General features: G+C 42.0%; 16 protein-coding genes. 7 read left to right on the forward strand and 9 right to left on the reverse strand.

Annotation, left to right across the window (positions count from 1 at the left end; genetic code table 11):
* Positions 1–172: 172 nt before the first annotated feature.
* The 4 genes from FTT85_RS10080 to ubiG form a co-directional block, all read right to left on the reverse strand.
* On the reverse strand, positions 173–592 hold the full coding sequence (locus tag FTT85_RS10080) for a hypothetical protein (protein ID WP_180124426.1): 420 nt from the start codon (positions 590–592) through the stop codon (positions 173–175).
* Between the two features lie 170 nt (positions 593–762).
* On the reverse strand, positions 763–1,512 hold the full coding sequence (locus FTT85_RS10085; protein WP_078190639.1) for a YciK family oxidoreductase: 750 nt from the start codon (positions 1,510–1,512) through the stop codon (positions 763–765).
* A gap of 36 nt (positions 1,513–1,548) precedes the next feature.
* Positions 1,549–2,247 (reverse strand): HAD family hydrolase, encoded by a 699-nt coding sequence (locus FTT85_RS10090; RefSeq protein WP_180124427.1) that lies wholly within the window; start codon positions 2,245–2,247, stop codon positions 1,549–1,551.
* Entirely contained in the window at positions 2,247–2,957 is a 711-nt protein-coding gene (gene ubiG / locus FTT85_RS10095; RefSeq protein ID WP_078190637.1) for a bifunctional 2-polyprenyl-6-hydroxyphenol methylase/3-demethylubiquinol 3-O-methyltransferase UbiG, read from the reverse strand. Before ubiG ends, FTT85_RS10090 begins: the two co-directional genes overlap by 1 nt.
* Before the next feature lie 182 nt (positions 2,958–3,139).
* Between ubiG and FTT85_RS10100 the strand changes: the two genes are divergently transcribed.
* Positions 3,140–3,757 (forward strand): thiol:disulfide interchange protein DsbA/DsbL, encoded by a 618-nt coding sequence (locus FTT85_RS10100; RefSeq protein ID WP_078193271.1) that lies wholly within the window; start codon positions 3,140–3,142, stop codon positions 3,755–3,757.
* Positions 3,758–3,815: 58 nt separating this feature from the next.
* Here FTT85_RS10100 and FTT85_RS10105 read toward each other — a convergent pair whose 3' ends face one another.
* Positions 3,816–4,493 carry a TetR family transcriptional regulator gene (locus FTT85_RS10105; protein ID WP_180183475.1) on the reverse strand — a complete coding sequence of 226 codons (678 nt, stop codon included), beginning with the start codon at positions 4,491–4,493 and terminating at the stop codon, positions 3,816–3,818.
* Between the two features lie 176 nt (positions 4,494–4,669).
* Here FTT85_RS10105 and rph point away from each other — a divergent pair, with 176 nt between their 5' ends.
* On the forward strand, positions 4,670–5,386 hold the full coding sequence (gene rph, locus FTT85_RS10110) for a ribonuclease PH (protein ID WP_078190634.1): 717 nt from the start codon (positions 4,670–4,672) through the stop codon (positions 5,384–5,386).
* A 150-nt stretch (positions 5,387–5,536) separates the two neighbouring features.
* The gene (locus tag FTT85_RS10115) at positions 5,537–5,776 is read left to right on the forward strand and encodes a hypothetical protein (protein WP_180183476.1); all 240 of its coding nucleotides are present in this window, start codon (positions 5,537–5,539) and stop codon (positions 5,774–5,776) included.
* A 73-nt stretch (positions 5,777–5,849) separates the two neighbouring features.
* On the opposite strand, the gene nadC is transcribed toward FTT85_RS10115, so the two are convergent.
* Positions 5,850–6,695, reverse strand: coding sequence for a carboxylating nicotinate-nucleotide diphosphorylase (gene nadC, locus FTT85_RS10120; RefSeq protein WP_180183477.1), 846 nt, complete (start codon positions 6,693–6,695; stop codon positions 5,850–5,852).
* A 197-nt stretch (positions 6,696–6,892) separates the two neighbouring features.
* Between nadC and ampD the strand changes: the two genes are divergently transcribed.
* Together ampD and murJ are read left to right on the forward strand one after the other, a co-directional pair.
* Positions 6,893–7,465 carry a 1,6-anhydro-N-acetylmuramyl-L-alanine amidase AmpD gene (gene ampD, locus FTT85_RS10125; protein WP_078190631.1) on the forward strand — a complete coding sequence of 191 codons (573 nt, stop codon included), beginning with the start codon at positions 6,893–6,895 and terminating at the stop codon, positions 7,463–7,465.
* An 86-nt stretch (positions 7,466–7,551) separates the two neighbouring features.
* Entirely contained in the window at positions 7,552–9,093 is a 1,542-nt protein-coding gene (gene murJ / locus FTT85_RS10130; protein ID WP_111885102.1) for a murein biosynthesis integral membrane protein MurJ, read from the forward strand.
* A 170-nt stretch (positions 9,094–9,263) separates the two neighbouring features.
* On the opposite strand, the gene FTT85_RS10135 is transcribed toward murJ, so the two are convergent.
* Positions 9,264–9,422, reverse strand: a complete 159-nt coding sequence (locus FTT85_RS10135; RefSeq protein ID WP_005006601.1) for a DUF1328 domain-containing protein — start codon at positions 9,420–9,422, stop codon at positions 9,264–9,266.
* 167 nt (positions 9,423–9,589) lie between these two features.
* Between FTT85_RS10135 and FTT85_RS10140 the strand changes: the two genes are divergently transcribed.
* Positions 9,590–10,042 (forward strand): YcgN family cysteine cluster protein, encoded by a 453-nt coding sequence (locus FTT85_RS10140; RefSeq protein WP_180054337.1) that lies wholly within the window; start codon positions 9,590–9,592, stop codon positions 10,040–10,042.
* A gap of 27 nt (positions 10,043–10,069) precedes the next feature.
* Here the strand turns inward: FTT85_RS10140 and FTT85_RS10145 are convergent, their stop codons facing one another.
* Positions 10,070–10,546 (reverse strand): DUF523 domain-containing protein, encoded by a 477-nt coding sequence (locus tag FTT85_RS10145; RefSeq protein ID WP_078193265.1) that lies wholly within the window; start codon positions 10,544–10,546, stop codon positions 10,070–10,072.
* A gap of 20 nt (positions 10,547–10,566) precedes the next feature.
* Positions 10,567–12,363 carry an EAL domain-containing protein gene (locus tag FTT85_RS10150; RefSeq protein WP_180183478.1) on the reverse strand — a complete coding sequence of 599 codons (1,797 nt, stop codon included), beginning with the start codon at positions 12,361–12,363 and terminating at the stop codon, positions 10,567–10,569.
* Positions 12,364–12,615: 252 nt separating this feature from the next.
* Between FTT85_RS10150 and FTT85_RS10155 the strand changes: the two genes are divergently transcribed.
* Entirely contained in the window at positions 12,616–13,887 is a 1,272-nt protein-coding gene (locus FTT85_RS10155; protein WP_111885104.1) for a replication-associated recombination protein A, read from the forward strand.
* Positions 13,888–14,046 lie beyond the last annotated feature (159 nt).

Raw genomic sequence — 14,046 nt, forward strand, 5'->3', positions numbered from 1 at the left:
ATGAAATACGGTATTCTGATGTGACAAAACCTGAATCCTTTATAGTTGAAGTCTTTGTTAGCACTTACATTTTAACTATTTTGGACTCAGGTTTTTTATTTAAGTCAAACTATGGGACAGCAGTGGCATCAAATGGCCCTTTTTAGTTCTAAATGTGTCACTTGGAACGTAATTAGTATGCGTATTTCAGGTCAGTATAATCCGTTAATGATTTTTGAATATGAGCTTGAATAAATTCATTAATATCTTCAGGTGTCATTGCTGCACCTTGTTTGGTAATCACATGCTCAAACGGTGCTTGATCTTGCGCAATGATGCGATAAACAAAGTTAGTGATCACTTGAAAGCCTGCTTCTTGCTTTTGAATGCAAGTGATATAGAAATAGGCATGCTCAAAGTTTAAGTCAGTATGCGAAAAAATAAATTGTTCAAATAATTTTGCATTTTGACCAACCTCTAAGCCTTTTAAATCGTCCACGATACTCGGGTCGAATTTCATGCCATATTTTGCTGAAATCGGTTGACCATCGACCAGTAGGTTAACCATGCCATCCTCAGTTGGAGTCACTGTAATATTGCTAAAGTCAGACATGTATCAATCCAATGTTTTTAAAGAATGCCTCAAGTATCGGCAAATTTACTAAAAACTCAAGTCGACTTTCGCGTGGTCACTGCAAAATCATTCGGTTAATGATGTCTTGTAAGCATTCAATACATAAAAAAAGGAAGCTTGCGCTTCCTTTTTTTAATCGGCTTTGCGGCCTATTCATCTTGAGCATCAATGCTGGCACCGGTTAAATGCAAGCTGTCATCACCCATCAAATATAAATACGCAGGCATGATGCTTTCAGGCGTAGGCAAAGTTTTTGGATCTTCGTCTGGATAAGCTTTTGCACGCATGGCAGTACGTGTCGCACCGGGGTTAATACAGTTAAAACGAATATTGGGATGCTCATTTTCTTTGGCGAACAATGTACTCACGGCTTCAATGGCAATTTTTGAGACCGAGTACGCGCCCCAACGTTCACGGGCTTCACGTCCCACACCCGAACTGGCAAAGACCACAGAGGCATGCTCAGATTTTTGTAGTAGTGGCATCAGCTCTTGAGTCAGTACAAAGGGCGCACGAAGGTTCACCGCCATAACATCATCCCAAACATCCACAGGATAATGTTCTAGTTCAGTCCGCTCACCCAAAATCCCGGCATTATGCAAAATGCCGTCTAGGCGACCAAATTGCTTTTCTAAGGTATCGACCAACAGCTCATAATCACGAGGAGAGGCACTAGACAGTTGTAGCGGTAAAATCGCCGGTTGGGGGGCACCCAAGCCTTCAATTTCATCGTAAATCACTTCTAGTTTATTCAGTGTGCGTCCATGTAAGACCACGGTTGCGCCATGTAAGGCATAACTGAGGGCAGCCGCACGGCCAATACCATCGCCCGCACCTGTAATCAGGATAATGCGATCTTTGAGCAGATCGGGGCGAGGTTGATATTCTGAATATTTCATCCGTACCTCCTCGTTTTATTGTGTTGTGTTCTATCGTTATAAAGTCGCTGTGTTGAGCGTTTTCGGTTTGATGACCAAATCATGAATGACTTCATGCAGTTCAGCAACAGTCTTCACTATACAATCTGCATGCCAAGCTGTTAAGTCATCTTTGTGTTGTAAAGGTAAATAGCCATAAGCCGCTAGAATCGTATACATCTGTGCATTACGACCAGCATCGATATCACGTGGATGATCACCGATATAGATACAGTCTTGAGCATCAAGATGGATGTGCTTGGCGGCTAAATACATCGGCTCTGGGTCTGGCTTGGTTTTACTGACATCGTCTGGGCAAACCAATACCGAGCAGCGTTCAGTTAAATTCAACGCTTTGAGCAACGCTTCACTGAGTGAACGTGGTTTATTGGTGACAATGCCCCACGGAATTTGATGTTGTTCTAACTCTGCGAGTAGTGGATACATGCCTTCAAACAGATCGGTATCAACTGCAATATCAGCACCATACAGATCTAAAAAGCGTTGACGATGTGCCAGAAAGACAGGATCTTCAACGTCTAACTCTGGATAGACCAGTTTGACCATCGCACGCGCGCCTTCAGATACTTGTACACGAATATCTTCTGCACTGACCACCGCAATGCCTTTGTCACGGCACATGTCTTGAATAATACGAATAAAATCAGCCGCGGTATCAATCAGTGTACCGTCAAGATCAAAGAGTACAGCTTTCATTAGGCTTCTTTCACCGTATGAACCATGTAGTTCACATCCACATTCGGTGCGAGCCAATAGCGTTTGGTGATCGGGTTATAATGTAAACCTGTCATATCTTTGAGTTTTAACTCGGCTTGACGAATATCATGAGCTAATTCTGAAGGTTTAATAAACTTTGAATAATCATGAGTGCCTTTCGCCAACATGCGTAAAACATATTCCGCACCAATAATCGCAAACAAATAGGCTTTAGGATTACGGTTAATGGTCGAGAAGAATACATGACCACCCGGTTTTACCAGTTTTTGACACGCTAAAATAATTGATGCTGGATCAGGTACATGTTCGAGCATTTCCATACAGGTAACGACGTCATATTGACCTGCTTGTTCTTCTGCCAATTGCTCTACAGGCACTTGGCGATATTCAATATTTTGCACATTTTCTTGTTCGGCATGTAGGCGTGCAACATTTAATGGCGCTTCGCCCATGTCGATACCCAATACTTGCGCGCCACGACGTGCCATGCTTTCAGCTAAAATACCGCCGCCACAGCCTACATCTAATACTTTCTTGCCAGTGATGCCATTTGAATGCTCATCAATCCAGTTCAAACGCAGAGGATTAATCATGTGCAAAGGGCGGAACTCAGAATGCTGATCCCACCATATGGCTGCGAAAGCTTCAAATTTGGCAATTTCTTGTGGATCAACATTCAATTGCGACATCGGTTGCACCTCAATCAAGTCTTTATATTTTAGAAAAAAGTTTATGGGAGTTAGTGTAGCGCGTCCTGAAAAAAAAGCGATAAAAGCCTTAAAAAAGTTCACAGAATGAAAACGAAATCGACAGATTTGATTTATAGTGTTGCCATAAACTAATCATAATGATTTTGAGGACGATAAGTTCAATGAAAAAATTCCTTTTAGGCACGATTACAACAGCTATTTTGGCTTTTTCTGGCAGTGCGATGGCAGCGCAATTTGTCGCGGGGACTGATTACACAGTTATTCCAAAACCGATTAAAGTCGAACGTCCGGGTAAAATCGAAGTTCGTGAGTTCTTTTGGTATGGTTGCCCACATTGCTTTACATTAGAACCACATATGCAAACGTGGTTAAAACAATTGCCTAAAGATGTGCGTTTTGTCCGTACACCTGCAGCAATGAACCCACTTTGGGAACAAGGCGCACGTGCTTACTATGCATCAGAAGCACTGGGTGTTCGTCAAAAAGCACATTTACAATTGTTCCATGACATTCATGTGGGTCAAAAAAATATCTTAGAACAAGGCGCATTTGCGAAGTTCTACACCCGTTATGGTGTTCCTGAAGCGAAATTTAACAGCACATTTAAATCATTTGCTGTGTCTTCAAAAATTGCTCAAGCGAAAAACTTAGCGGCTCAATATCAATTGAGCGGCGTGCCTGCGATTACCGTCAATGGTAAATACATCGTACAAGGTGAAGATGCACGTACCGTTGAAATCGTGAAATTCCTTGTTGATAAAGAACGCAAAGCGAAATAACAGATGTCATAAAAAAGCCGCACAAGATGCGGCTTTTTTATGACAGCACATTTTGAGTTTAGGGCGATAAATTTTGTGGATCAGCGATTTGAGCCAAAGATCGATCCCAATGTAAGATGCCACGAAATAAGAGCTGAACTTGGGTCTGAGCTTGGCGGCGAAATTGTTGTAGCGCTTCAGTACGCTGTGGAAGTTCAACATGTCGATGTAAGTCAATCCACTGCATTGCCCAACTCAAGGCCAATTCAAACAAAATTTGTCCCAATACTTTGAGGTCTTGTTCGGATTGAATATGTTGAGTCGCTTCAACTTGAGCCAGTGCATGGGCCAAATCGGTACTGAGAAAATTAAACTCACGAGTAATGGCTTGTCTTAAGAATGCTGAACCACCCCAACGTTCAGCAATAAGAAACATCCATGCCTCAGGAAATTGCTCAACGGCATGAAATAAATAATCCAGACTTTGTCGTGTGCGTGCATCTGGTGCTTGAAAGCATTGCTGACTCAGTTGATTGAGGACATTCCGAAGGTGCAGGGCCATTTGGTCGACTAGTTCCAAACCGAGCTCATCCATGTCCTGAAAATGGCGATAAAACGCAGCAGGAACCAAGCCGACATGACGGGAAATTTCGCGTAAGCTCAGACTGCTAAAAGAACGGCCTGTGGTACTCAATGCAAGCGCTGCATCAAGGATAGCTTTACGACTTTGTTGCTTACGTTCTTCCCGTATCGACATGCAATTCGTCCTGAATTTTGCGTGGCTTCAGTCTAACAAATTTCCTGATGTCGTACGATGGGCCTATCAAAACTTGGATGAATGGATTTTGTAAATGCACACGAATGCATCCCGAATCTGGCTGTACCTTCTGTTATAATGTGCCGCAATCAATTTTGTCAGATTAAGGACTCATTATGCGTATCGACCAACGAGCATTAGATCAATTACGTGAAGTAAAAATTACCCGTAACTACACACGTTATGCGGAAGGTTCTGTATTGGTTGAATTTGGTCATACAAAAGTTCTTTGTACTGCAAGTGTTGACAACTCAGTACCGCGTTTCCTTAAAGGAAAAGGTCAGGGTTGGGTGACTGCTGAATATGGCATGTTACCTCGTTCAACACATACACGTACTGACCGTGAAGCGGCGCGTGGTAAACAAAGCGGTCGTACTCAAGAAATTCAACGTCTGATTGGTCGTAGCTTACGCGCGATGGTGGATTTGAAAAAATTGGGTGAAAATACCATCAGTATCGACTGTGATGTGATTCAGGCAGATGGCGGTACACGTACAGCATCAATTACAGGTGCAGCAGTTGCCTTGGTCGATGCAATGAATGTCTTGCTTGAAAATAAAAAAATTAAACAAGATCCATTAAAAGGTTTAGTTGCTGCGATTTCTGTAGGGATGTATCAAGACGAAGCATTACTTGATCTTTGCTATGAAGAAGATTCAAGCTGCCAAACAGACATGAACGTAGTGATGACACAAGCTGGTGAGTTCATTGAACTTCAAGGTACAGCAGAAGACAAACCATTTACACGTACACAGTGTAATGAAATGCTTGAATTGGCTGAAAAAGGCATTCAAGAATTGATCAAAAAACAACAAGAAGCTTTAGGCTGGTAAGTTGTTTGATTCAGTTCAAACTGAATAAAGAACGCATCTTCGGATGCGTTTTTTTATGCGTTGAATATAGAAAATCCAACACGAATCGGCTATTCAGTAGCGTGTCTTTGACTCAAATTAATAGGATCAGGATGCTTTGAAGGACTAAATATGAAAAATTGGATGATGTATTTTTCTTTGTTCAGCGTATTGTTGATCAGTGGTTGTGATTTTTTTGGGAATCAGGATCAAGAGCGTGAAGGTGGTCGTTTATCTGAACAAAGTGAAAACTCAAAAGATCAGGACGATGATCAAGATGAGCGCGAGCAGCATGAAGACGATGCGGCGCATGAAAAGGACTCTGAACATGAAGATCAACGAGGTGCAAAACAACAGCAAGATGATGATTAAGTCATGCTAGAGGTTAAGCATCAAAAAGGGTGCAATAGCACCCTTTATTTATGTTTAGAGTAAGTCTAGAGCGTTAGGCATTAAAGCGCATCGATAAATCAATCGCTGTGACATCTTTGGTGAGCACACCCATCGAAATATAATCGACCCCTGTCGTTGCCACTTCACGTAAGTTTGCAATAGTGATATTGCCTGACGCTTCAAGTTTGCAGCGACCATTGACGTGTTTAACGGCATCAATCATTTGTTGCTGACTAAAGTTATCCAACATCACAATATCCGCACCTGCATCCAATGCTTGGTTGAGTTCATCCCAAGTTTCGACTTCAACTTCCACAGGTTTACCCGGTGCAATCTGGTGTGCTTTGGCAATCGCTTGTTGGATGCCACCTGCTGCCATGATGTGATTTTCTTTAATTAAAAACGCATCAAATAAACCTAAGCGATGGTTTTGACCACCTCCGACAGCAACCGCATATTTTTGTGCAATACGTAGGCCTGGCAAGGTTTTACGGGTATCGAGTAGACGAGTATGCAAACCTTCAAGCTGCTGGACATAGGCAGCGGTTTTGGTCGCAACCGCAGATAAGGTTTGCACAAAATTTAAGGCTGGACGCTCAACCGTCAGTAAGCTACGCGCAGAACCTGCGAGTTTTAAAAAGGCTTCGCCTGCGGCCACACGGTCACCATCATTTTTCAACCAAGTGACTTGGACAGTGGCATCATAAGCCTGAATGAGTGCATTGACCCAAGGCTGACCCGCCAAGATCATCTCTTCACGGCTGATAATCGTTGCAGTGGCTTGTTCATCTTCTGGAGTTAACAGGGCTGTAAGATCGCCTTCGCCAATATCTTCTTGTAGTGCGTGTTGAATATTGATTTGGATTGATTGTTCAAGCAAAGATTGCGATATGCTCATAAGAAGTTCCGTATCTTTTTAACCCAGGAAAATGTGCGCGTTATATTAGCATTGTTCCTTAAAAATGAGCGATTTTTAACTCCTTTCACAGACTTGAATTGAGATTTCAATGTGAAAGTTTTAGCATTAAACCTTTCAAGTAGGGCTCGGCGTTTTGATCTGCAGCATTGCAGGCCGGCTTAGACACAGGATTTTTTATGTCACAAGCAACAACATTTCAGGTGCAGGATGGGCAATTGCTAGGTGCGCGTCAAATTCCATCACCGAATTTTAACCAGCGTCCTGAAGATACCGAAATTCAGCTTGTCGTCATTCATAATATTAGTTTGCCACCTTCTCAGTTCGGCGGTGGTTATATCGAACAATTTTTCCAAAATCAGTTGGATTGGTCGAAACATCCTTATTTTCAAACCATTGAAGGGATGCAAGTATCGACACATTTATTGATCCTGCGCACAGGCGAAGTTCTACAGTTTGTCAATTTTAATGATCGAGCTTGGCATGCAGGTCGCTCAACCTATTTAGCACAAAAAGAATGTAATGATTATTCGATAGGCATTGAACTCGAAGGAAGTGATGATTTACCTTTTGAAGCTGCACAATATGCCGTGCTGACCGAGGTCGTGGCGTGTTTACAACAGGCTTATCCTAAAATTCAACAACATATTGCAGGGCATTCAGATATTGCACCGGGACGTAAAACTGATCCAGGTCCATTTTTTGAGTGGAACGCTTTTCGTCAGCAGCTGCATCATTTTAAAAACAAATAAACAATACACACTGCGTTTAATAAACCAATGAAATTCCTTGACGAGTTTCATTACAATAGGCGCACTTTCAAAAGTGAGAAATACTGATGGCGCTTTGGCGTTCGACAGTCATTGTCAGTGCAATGACTATGTTGTCCCGTGTATTGGGACTGGTACGGGATATTGTCCTGTTAAATGTATTTGGTGCAGGTAAAGACTTCGATACCTTCGTGGTTGCCTTTCGTATTCCTAACTTTTTTAGGCGCTTATTCGCAGAAGGGGCATTTTCACAAGCCTTTATTCCTGTATTGACTGAATATAAAACCAGTCGAACCCATGCCGAAGTCCAGATTCTGATTAGCCGTGTTTTTGGCTGTTTAGGTCTGGTGATGACTAGTTTGACGTTCATCGCGATGGTGGCGGCACCCGCGATTATTTATATCTATGCACCGGGTTTCCATGGTGATGCAGACAAGTTTGCGTTAGCTACCGATATGTTCCGCCTAACGATTCCTTACTTACTGTTTATGTCCCTAACGGCATTTGCCAGCAGTATTTTGAATAGTTATGGCTCATTCAGTACACCTGCGTTCGCTCCAGTGTTACTCAATGTCGCGATGATTGCCGGTGCGCTGTGGTTAACCCCTTATATGGCTGAGCCAATTATGGCTTTGGGTTGGTCTGTTGTCGCGGCAGGATTCTTGCAATTGGCGATTCAGATTCCAGAGCTGTGGCGTAAAAAATTACTGATTCCACCGAAAGTTGACTTCAAACACGAAGGTGTTGATCGCATCATGAAGTTGATGCTGCCAGCACTGTTTGGTGTCTCAGTGACGCAGATCAACCTACTGTTGAACACCATTTGGGCGTCTTTCATGCAAGATGGTTCAGTATCATGGCTGTATAGTGCTGAACGTATGACCGAGCTGCCTTTAGGTTTGATTGGGGTGGCCATTGGTACCGTGATTTTACCGTCATTGTCTGCACGCCATGCTGAACAGGATCAGGACAAATTCCGCCGTATGATTGATTGGGCGGCTAAAGTCATTATCTTGGTGGGTGTGCCTGCCAGTATTGCGCTGTTCATGCTTTCGACACCTATTATTCAGGCCTTATTTGAACGTGGTCAATTTAGCTTTGAAGATACACAAATGACTGCATTAGCATTGCAATGTATGAGTGCTGGCGTGATTTCATTCATGCTCATCAAAGTGTTTGCACCAGGGTTTTATGCGCAGCAAGATACAAAAACTCCAGTACGTGTAGGTTTAATGGCGGTCGCAGCCAATGCCATTCTTAACGTGGTGTTTATTGGGTTCTTTAAACTGATTGATTGGCATGCTGAGCATATGGCTTTGGCATTGGCATCATCGGGTTCCGCTTTAGTGAATGCAGGGATGCTGTATTTTTATTTACATAAGCGCAATATTTTCCGTTTTGGTGCGCATTGGAAAAAATTGGTGATTCAGTTTGCGATTGCCAATGCTGTGATGATTGCTGCACTGTGGTATGGCTTAACATGGTACAACGGTGATGTATCTGCGTGGATGCGTGTCGCGGAAGTGATCATCTTATGTGTGATTGGCATTGCTGCTTATGGGATTGCTTTAATTGCAACCGGCTTTAGACCTCGTCACTTAAAACCTTAAAGCTAAAACCTACAGCGTAATGCGTTTGACGTTGATGTAAAAAATAAGAGCCCATAGGCTCTTATTTTTTTGATTGAGACTCAAGATGATAAAAACATAGGTTTCTGATTCATGAGTCTGAGGGGAGTAATTTGTAGTTTAAAACGACATTGAATCAGTCACTCAGTCGCCTAAACTTTTCCTCGAGAGAGGAAACCAACAATTGCGAGAATGACTGCAATAACCAAAAGAATAACAGCAAAGTCTTTGGATAAGCCTGCAACACCACCAAAACCTAGCAGACTCGCAATCAATGCAATTACAGCGAAAATAATAGCCCAGCGGAACATAGTTTTATCTCCATGTGATTTTTTATTCTGTCTCATCAGTATAGGAGTCACAGAAAGCATGCTATGTATTCTTTTGTTTATTTAATGTTCAATATTCGGTAACTTAAACAAGGAATTTATGTGCGGGTTCAGTTAATATGCCTGCCACCTTCGTTGCGAGCGAGAAGATGACCGATACTCTACGCCCACATTTTTGGAAAAAGCATGCTTTGACTGAACTCACTCATTTGGAGTGGGAGTCACTCTGTGATGGTTGCGGACTTTGCTGTTTAATTAAGCTTGAAGATGAAGATACTCATGAGGTTGCCTACACCAAAGTGGCATGCAAACTTTTAGATTGTGAAAAGGCATCTTGCTCCAATTATCCAAATCGTCAATCACATGTTCCAGACTGTATACAGCTGACGCCACATCAGATTCACCAATTTCATTGGCTACCACCGAGCTGTGCTTATCGTAGAATTTCTGAGGGTAAAGATTTACCACGTTGGCATCATCTAGTGACGGGAAATCGTGACAGTATTTTGAAGGCACGAAAGTCTGCCGCAGGGCGTTGCATCAGTGAAGAAGACGTCAACCCTGACGATATTGAAGATTATATTGTGCGTTGGGTACGCTAAAGGACACAGATACGCTCAATTTTGGATCTAGAGTTGATCTTGTATCATAGCCAGAAAGTCTTGTTCTGACAGAACCTGAAAACCGTGCTGTTTGAGGAGTGCTGTGGTTACCCCATAGCCTTCAATTTTCGTACGGGTAAAGCTGCCGTCATAAATATAATGGCTGCCGCAAGACGGGCTGCGATCTTTCAAGACAACAACATCAACTTTGTGTAATTGGGCCAATTCTAACATTCGTTGAGCACCTGCAATAAATTCAGCACTAACGTCTGTCCCCAAAACATCTTTAACTTGAGCTGTACCATTGAGCACATCAGTGGCTTGACCATTTTGAATTTCTGCAGGAAAACGTGGACAGCTCAGGCCGCCCATCATTTCTGGGCAGGCCGTAATGACTTGGTGAGTCTGCATCAGTTGGCAAATCGCTTGTTGTGTATTCGATTTGGCATCATAACGAACGGGTTGGCCTGCCAGACAGGCACTGACTAAATACTTCAGTGTCATCGTGTCATGCTCCACAAGTTTTAGTGACTCAAAAGTTCCATCGCATGGTCATAACTGAGCGGGCGATAAAAGTAAAAACCTTGTCCAGTATGACAATTACATTCTTTTAAGGTATCGACCTGTTCCGGTTTCTCTATACCTTCGACTAATATATTCAGGGAAACACTCGCACCAATTTGGGTAATCGCTTTGACAATGGCAAGTGCTGAACAGTCGGTATGCATGCGTTCCACAAAATTACGGTCTATCTTAATACAGTCGACAGGGTAATTACTCAAACGTGTTAATGATGAATGACCTGTACCAAAATCATCTAAAGAAATGTGTATGCCATGCTCTTTTAATAAATGGAGAGCGCGAATCACATAATTTGAGCCACGTTCTGACAGGCTTTGCTCGGTAATTTCGACCTCAATAATATCTGGTGATATACCAAACTGCTTTAAGCGATTCAGTAGTTTTTCCGCATAATCATCACGTAAAAATTCGACAGGTGCAGCATTTATTGAAATCGGTAGCGGTTGCAGTCCAAGTTCAATCCATTTTTGAATATCTTGAAAGATTTTAATTTGCATTGTTTCACTAATGCGTGAAGCCAATTCATAATCTTGAAATGCAGCAAAAATTTGAGAAGGTAATTGTAATTGTTGGTCTTTATCATACCAACGTAACAAGGCTTCAAAGCCGATAACTTGACTGTCAGAAAGACGAACTTTGGGCTGATAAAACGGAATAATTTGATTGGACTTAATCAAGCTGCGTGCAAGCGTTAATTGGCGAGTAGTATTTTCAAGGGTTTTTAACATAGTATGGTTGAACATTCGTACACCACCACGACCACTGCTTTTTAAATCATTTAGTGCAATATCCGCACATTTAAGTAAATTGGAGGTATTTTGTGCATCGCGTGGGTAGATCGCACAGCCAATACTCATACCAATATTGATACTTTGCCCATTATAGAAAATGGGCATGTCCATTTGCTGACAGGCGATGCTGGCAAAATTCTGTAATTGTTGTTGCGATTTTAAATTTGGAATAGAAATGGCAAATTCATCGCCACCTAAACGTGAAACTACAATATTTGTATCAAAACATTGCTGAAAATGCTGCCCAAGGGTATGCAGTAAATGGTCTCCTGCACTATGACCTAAGGTGTCGTTAATATGCTTAAAATAATCTAGATCGATTAATAACAAACCCAGTTGTTGCTGATGTTCTCGCGCCACTTTTAATTGGCTTTTAAATACTCGACTAAACGCACGGCGGTTTAATAAACCTGTTAAATCATCTTGTTCAATGATGCGTTGAAGTTTATTTTCTGCAAGTCGCTGTATCGTAATATCACGTGATACACAGAGGATTTCTTTGACTTGGCCAGATTCGTTGAATACTGGGCTGAGCATATTATCCCAATAAGCCAAGGGTTCATCTGCTACTTGGCTCATGCCGACAAAGCGAGATATTTTACCTTCTTTGGCTTCGGCAAAAGCATTCAAACACGCGTCACGGACTTCTTCAGGCAGTAATTTATGCCAAGACATACCAAACTCAGTTTCAGTTAGAGGTACGCCCAGAGCTAAACATCCCGCGCGGTTCATATGCAGAACATGACCGTCTAGACTTAATAATTTTATACAGTCGACACTAGCATCTAACATTTGATTACGGCTGTCGAGTTTTTCGCGTAATTCTGCACATTGGGTATGTTGTAATTGTATATTCTTGGCTTGAGGCATTTGTTGAAATGAATATATAGATAGATCAATGCCTTGTTGAACTTGAACGATTCGCTTTTGCTTTGTTGATTGCTTCATACAATCTGTCCAATTGGGTCAGGCAAGTCTAAAATGGGATATCTTGCCGATGATACTTTAATTTGATCAATAAGGGCTAGGATGTCTTGTTACATTATAGTTAACATTCGCCTAAGCTTTTTTACATGCAAGATACTTAAATAACGACATCAAACCAGCCTCTTAAATTGAATATCGAATAAAGCAAAGATTCTGCCAAGGCAGTGTTAGAATAGAAAAAACGTCCCCAATTGCCGGAAACGAAATAATAAGATGTCAGACAGCCAAATTCCTCTTCCTGAACGCATGCGTCCTCATGATTTATCTCAAATTATTGGACAAGATCACCTTCTGGGTGAAGATGCACCGTTACGCCAGATGATTGACCAAGGGCATTTGCCATCGATTATTTTTTGGGGACCTCCGGGTGTAGGTAAAACCACAATTGCGTTGTTGTTAGCGCAGGCCGTTGACCGACCATTTATTAGTTTATCTGCGCTCAATACTGGGGTGAAAGAGTTACGTGAAATCATCGCCGATGGTGGAGATTTATTGACACCTGTGGTGTTTATTGATGAAATTCATCGTTTTAATAAGTCACAACAAGATGCCTTACTGAATGCAGTTGAAAAGGGCAAAATTACTCTGATTGGTGCAACCACAGAAAACCCTTCATTTGAAGTTAATAATGCCTTATTGTCCCGTTGTCAGGTCTATACCTTAAATGCTCTGGATAATGACGCAATTCAGCGCTTATTGGATCAAGCGATTCAGCAAGATTCTTTTTTAAAAGAGCGTTATATTCAAATCGAAGAATATGAAGCTTTATTTCAATTTGCCGCAGGTGACGCTCGTAAAGCATTAAATCTTTTAGATTTAATCGCCAGTACGTTTGAGCCAGACTTAGAGAATATCATTAACAATGCGGTGGTAGTCAAAGTTGCGCAGCAAAATATTGCACGCTATGACAAATCGGGCGAACAGCATTATGATCTAGTTTCGGCTTTTATTAAGTCGATTCGAGGCAGTGATCCAGATGCCGCTTTGTATTGGATGGCACGTATGCTCAAAGGTGGTGAAGACCCCGTCTTTATTGCACGTCGTATGTTGATTGCGGCATCTGAAGATATTGGCAACTCAAATCCAAATGCTTTACTGTTGGCTGGAGAATGTTTCCGATCTGTGCAGGCAATTGGTATGCCTGAATGTCGAATCATTTTGGGGCAATGTGCGGTGTATTTGGCAACCAGTGCTAAAAGTAACAGTACTTATTTGGCCATCAACAAAGCCTTAGATTTGGCAGAAAAAACCTCGAATCTACCTGTGCCACTACATTTGAGAAATGCACCAACCAAATTGATGAAAGAGCAAGGCTATGGCGTGGACTATTTATATCCACATAATTATCCTGAGCATTTTGTCATGCAGGATTATATGCCGCCTGAACTGAAAGGCACTAAGCTGTATGAGTCTGCACGTAATAAACGTGAAGTTGAAGGTGAGCGTTTGCAGCAACGACGTTGGATGCAACAACAGCAACAATGATTTGAATGATCATAATGGCAAGGCGCTTCGGCGCCCTTTTTTATGTCTATTTCATGCAAAAAAAAGCCCAACTCAAGGCGAGCTGGGCTGAAAAAATAGGATGTCTTTGGGGGAGATACATCCTAGAGGGTAGATGGAAAATCTGGTCGGCATACACAT

It is taken from the genome of Acinetobacter sp. YH01020 (assembly GCF_013420275.1).
Classification (GTDB): domain Bacteria; phylum Pseudomonadota; class Gammaproteobacteria; order Pseudomonadales; family Moraxellaceae; genus Acinetobacter; species Acinetobacter amyesii.

Coding starts and splice junctions, on each gene's coding strand:
- FTT85_RS10080 (WP_180124426.1), bottom strand. CDS start 592: ATGTCTGACTTTAGCAATATTACAGTGACTCCAACTGAGGATGGCATG.
- FTT85_RS10085 (WP_078190639.1), bottom strand. CDS start 1,512: ATGAAATATTCAGAATATCAACCTCGCCCCGATCTGCTCAAAGATCGC.
- FTT85_RS10090 (WP_180124427.1), bottom strand. CDS start 2,247: ATGAAAGCTGTACTCTTTGATCTTGACGGTACACTGATTGATACCGCG.
- ubiG (WP_078190637.1), bottom strand. CDS start 2,957: ATGTCGCAATTGAATGTTGATCCACAAGAAATTGCCAAATTTGAAGCT.
- FTT85_RS10100 (WP_078193271.1), top strand. CDS start 3,140: ATGAAAAAATTCCTTTTAGGCACGATTACAACAGCTATTTTGGCTTTT.
- FTT85_RS10105 (WP_180183475.1), bottom strand. CDS start 4,493: ATGTCGATACGGGAAGAACGTAAGCAACAAAGTCGTAAAGCTATCCTT.
- rph (WP_078190634.1), top strand. CDS start 4,670: ATGCGTATCGACCAACGAGCATTAGATCAATTACGTGAAGTAAAAATT.
- FTT85_RS10115 (WP_180183476.1), top strand. CDS start 5,537: ATGAAAAATTGGATGATGTATTTTTCTTTGTTCAGCGTATTGTTGATC.
- nadC (WP_180183477.1), bottom strand. CDS start 6,695: ATGAGCATATCGCAATCTTTGCTTGAACAATCAATCCAAATCAATATT.
- ampD (WP_078190631.1), top strand. CDS start 6,893: ATGTCACAAGCAACAACATTTCAGGTGCAGGATGGGCAATTGCTAGGT.
- murJ (WP_111885102.1), top strand. CDS start 7,552: ATGGCGCTTTGGCGTTCGACAGTCATTGTCAGTGCAATGACTATGTTG.
- FTT85_RS10135 (WP_005006601.1), bottom strand. CDS start 9,422: ATGTTCCGCTGGGCTATTATTTTCGCTGTAATTGCATTGATTGCGAGT.
- FTT85_RS10140 (WP_180054337.1), top strand. CDS start 9,590: ATGACCGATACTCTACGCCCACATTTTTGGAAAAAGCATGCTTTGACT.
- FTT85_RS10145 (WP_078193265.1), bottom strand. CDS start 10,546: ATGACACTGAAGTATTTAGTCAGTGCCTGTCTGGCAGGCCAACCCGTT.
- FTT85_RS10150 (WP_180183478.1), bottom strand. CDS start 12,363: ATGAAGCAATCAACAAAGCAAAAGCGAATCGTTCAAGTTCAACAAGGC.
- FTT85_RS10155 (WP_111885104.1), top strand. CDS start 12,616: ATGTCAGACAGCCAAATTCCTCTTCCTGAACGCATGCGTCCTCATGAT.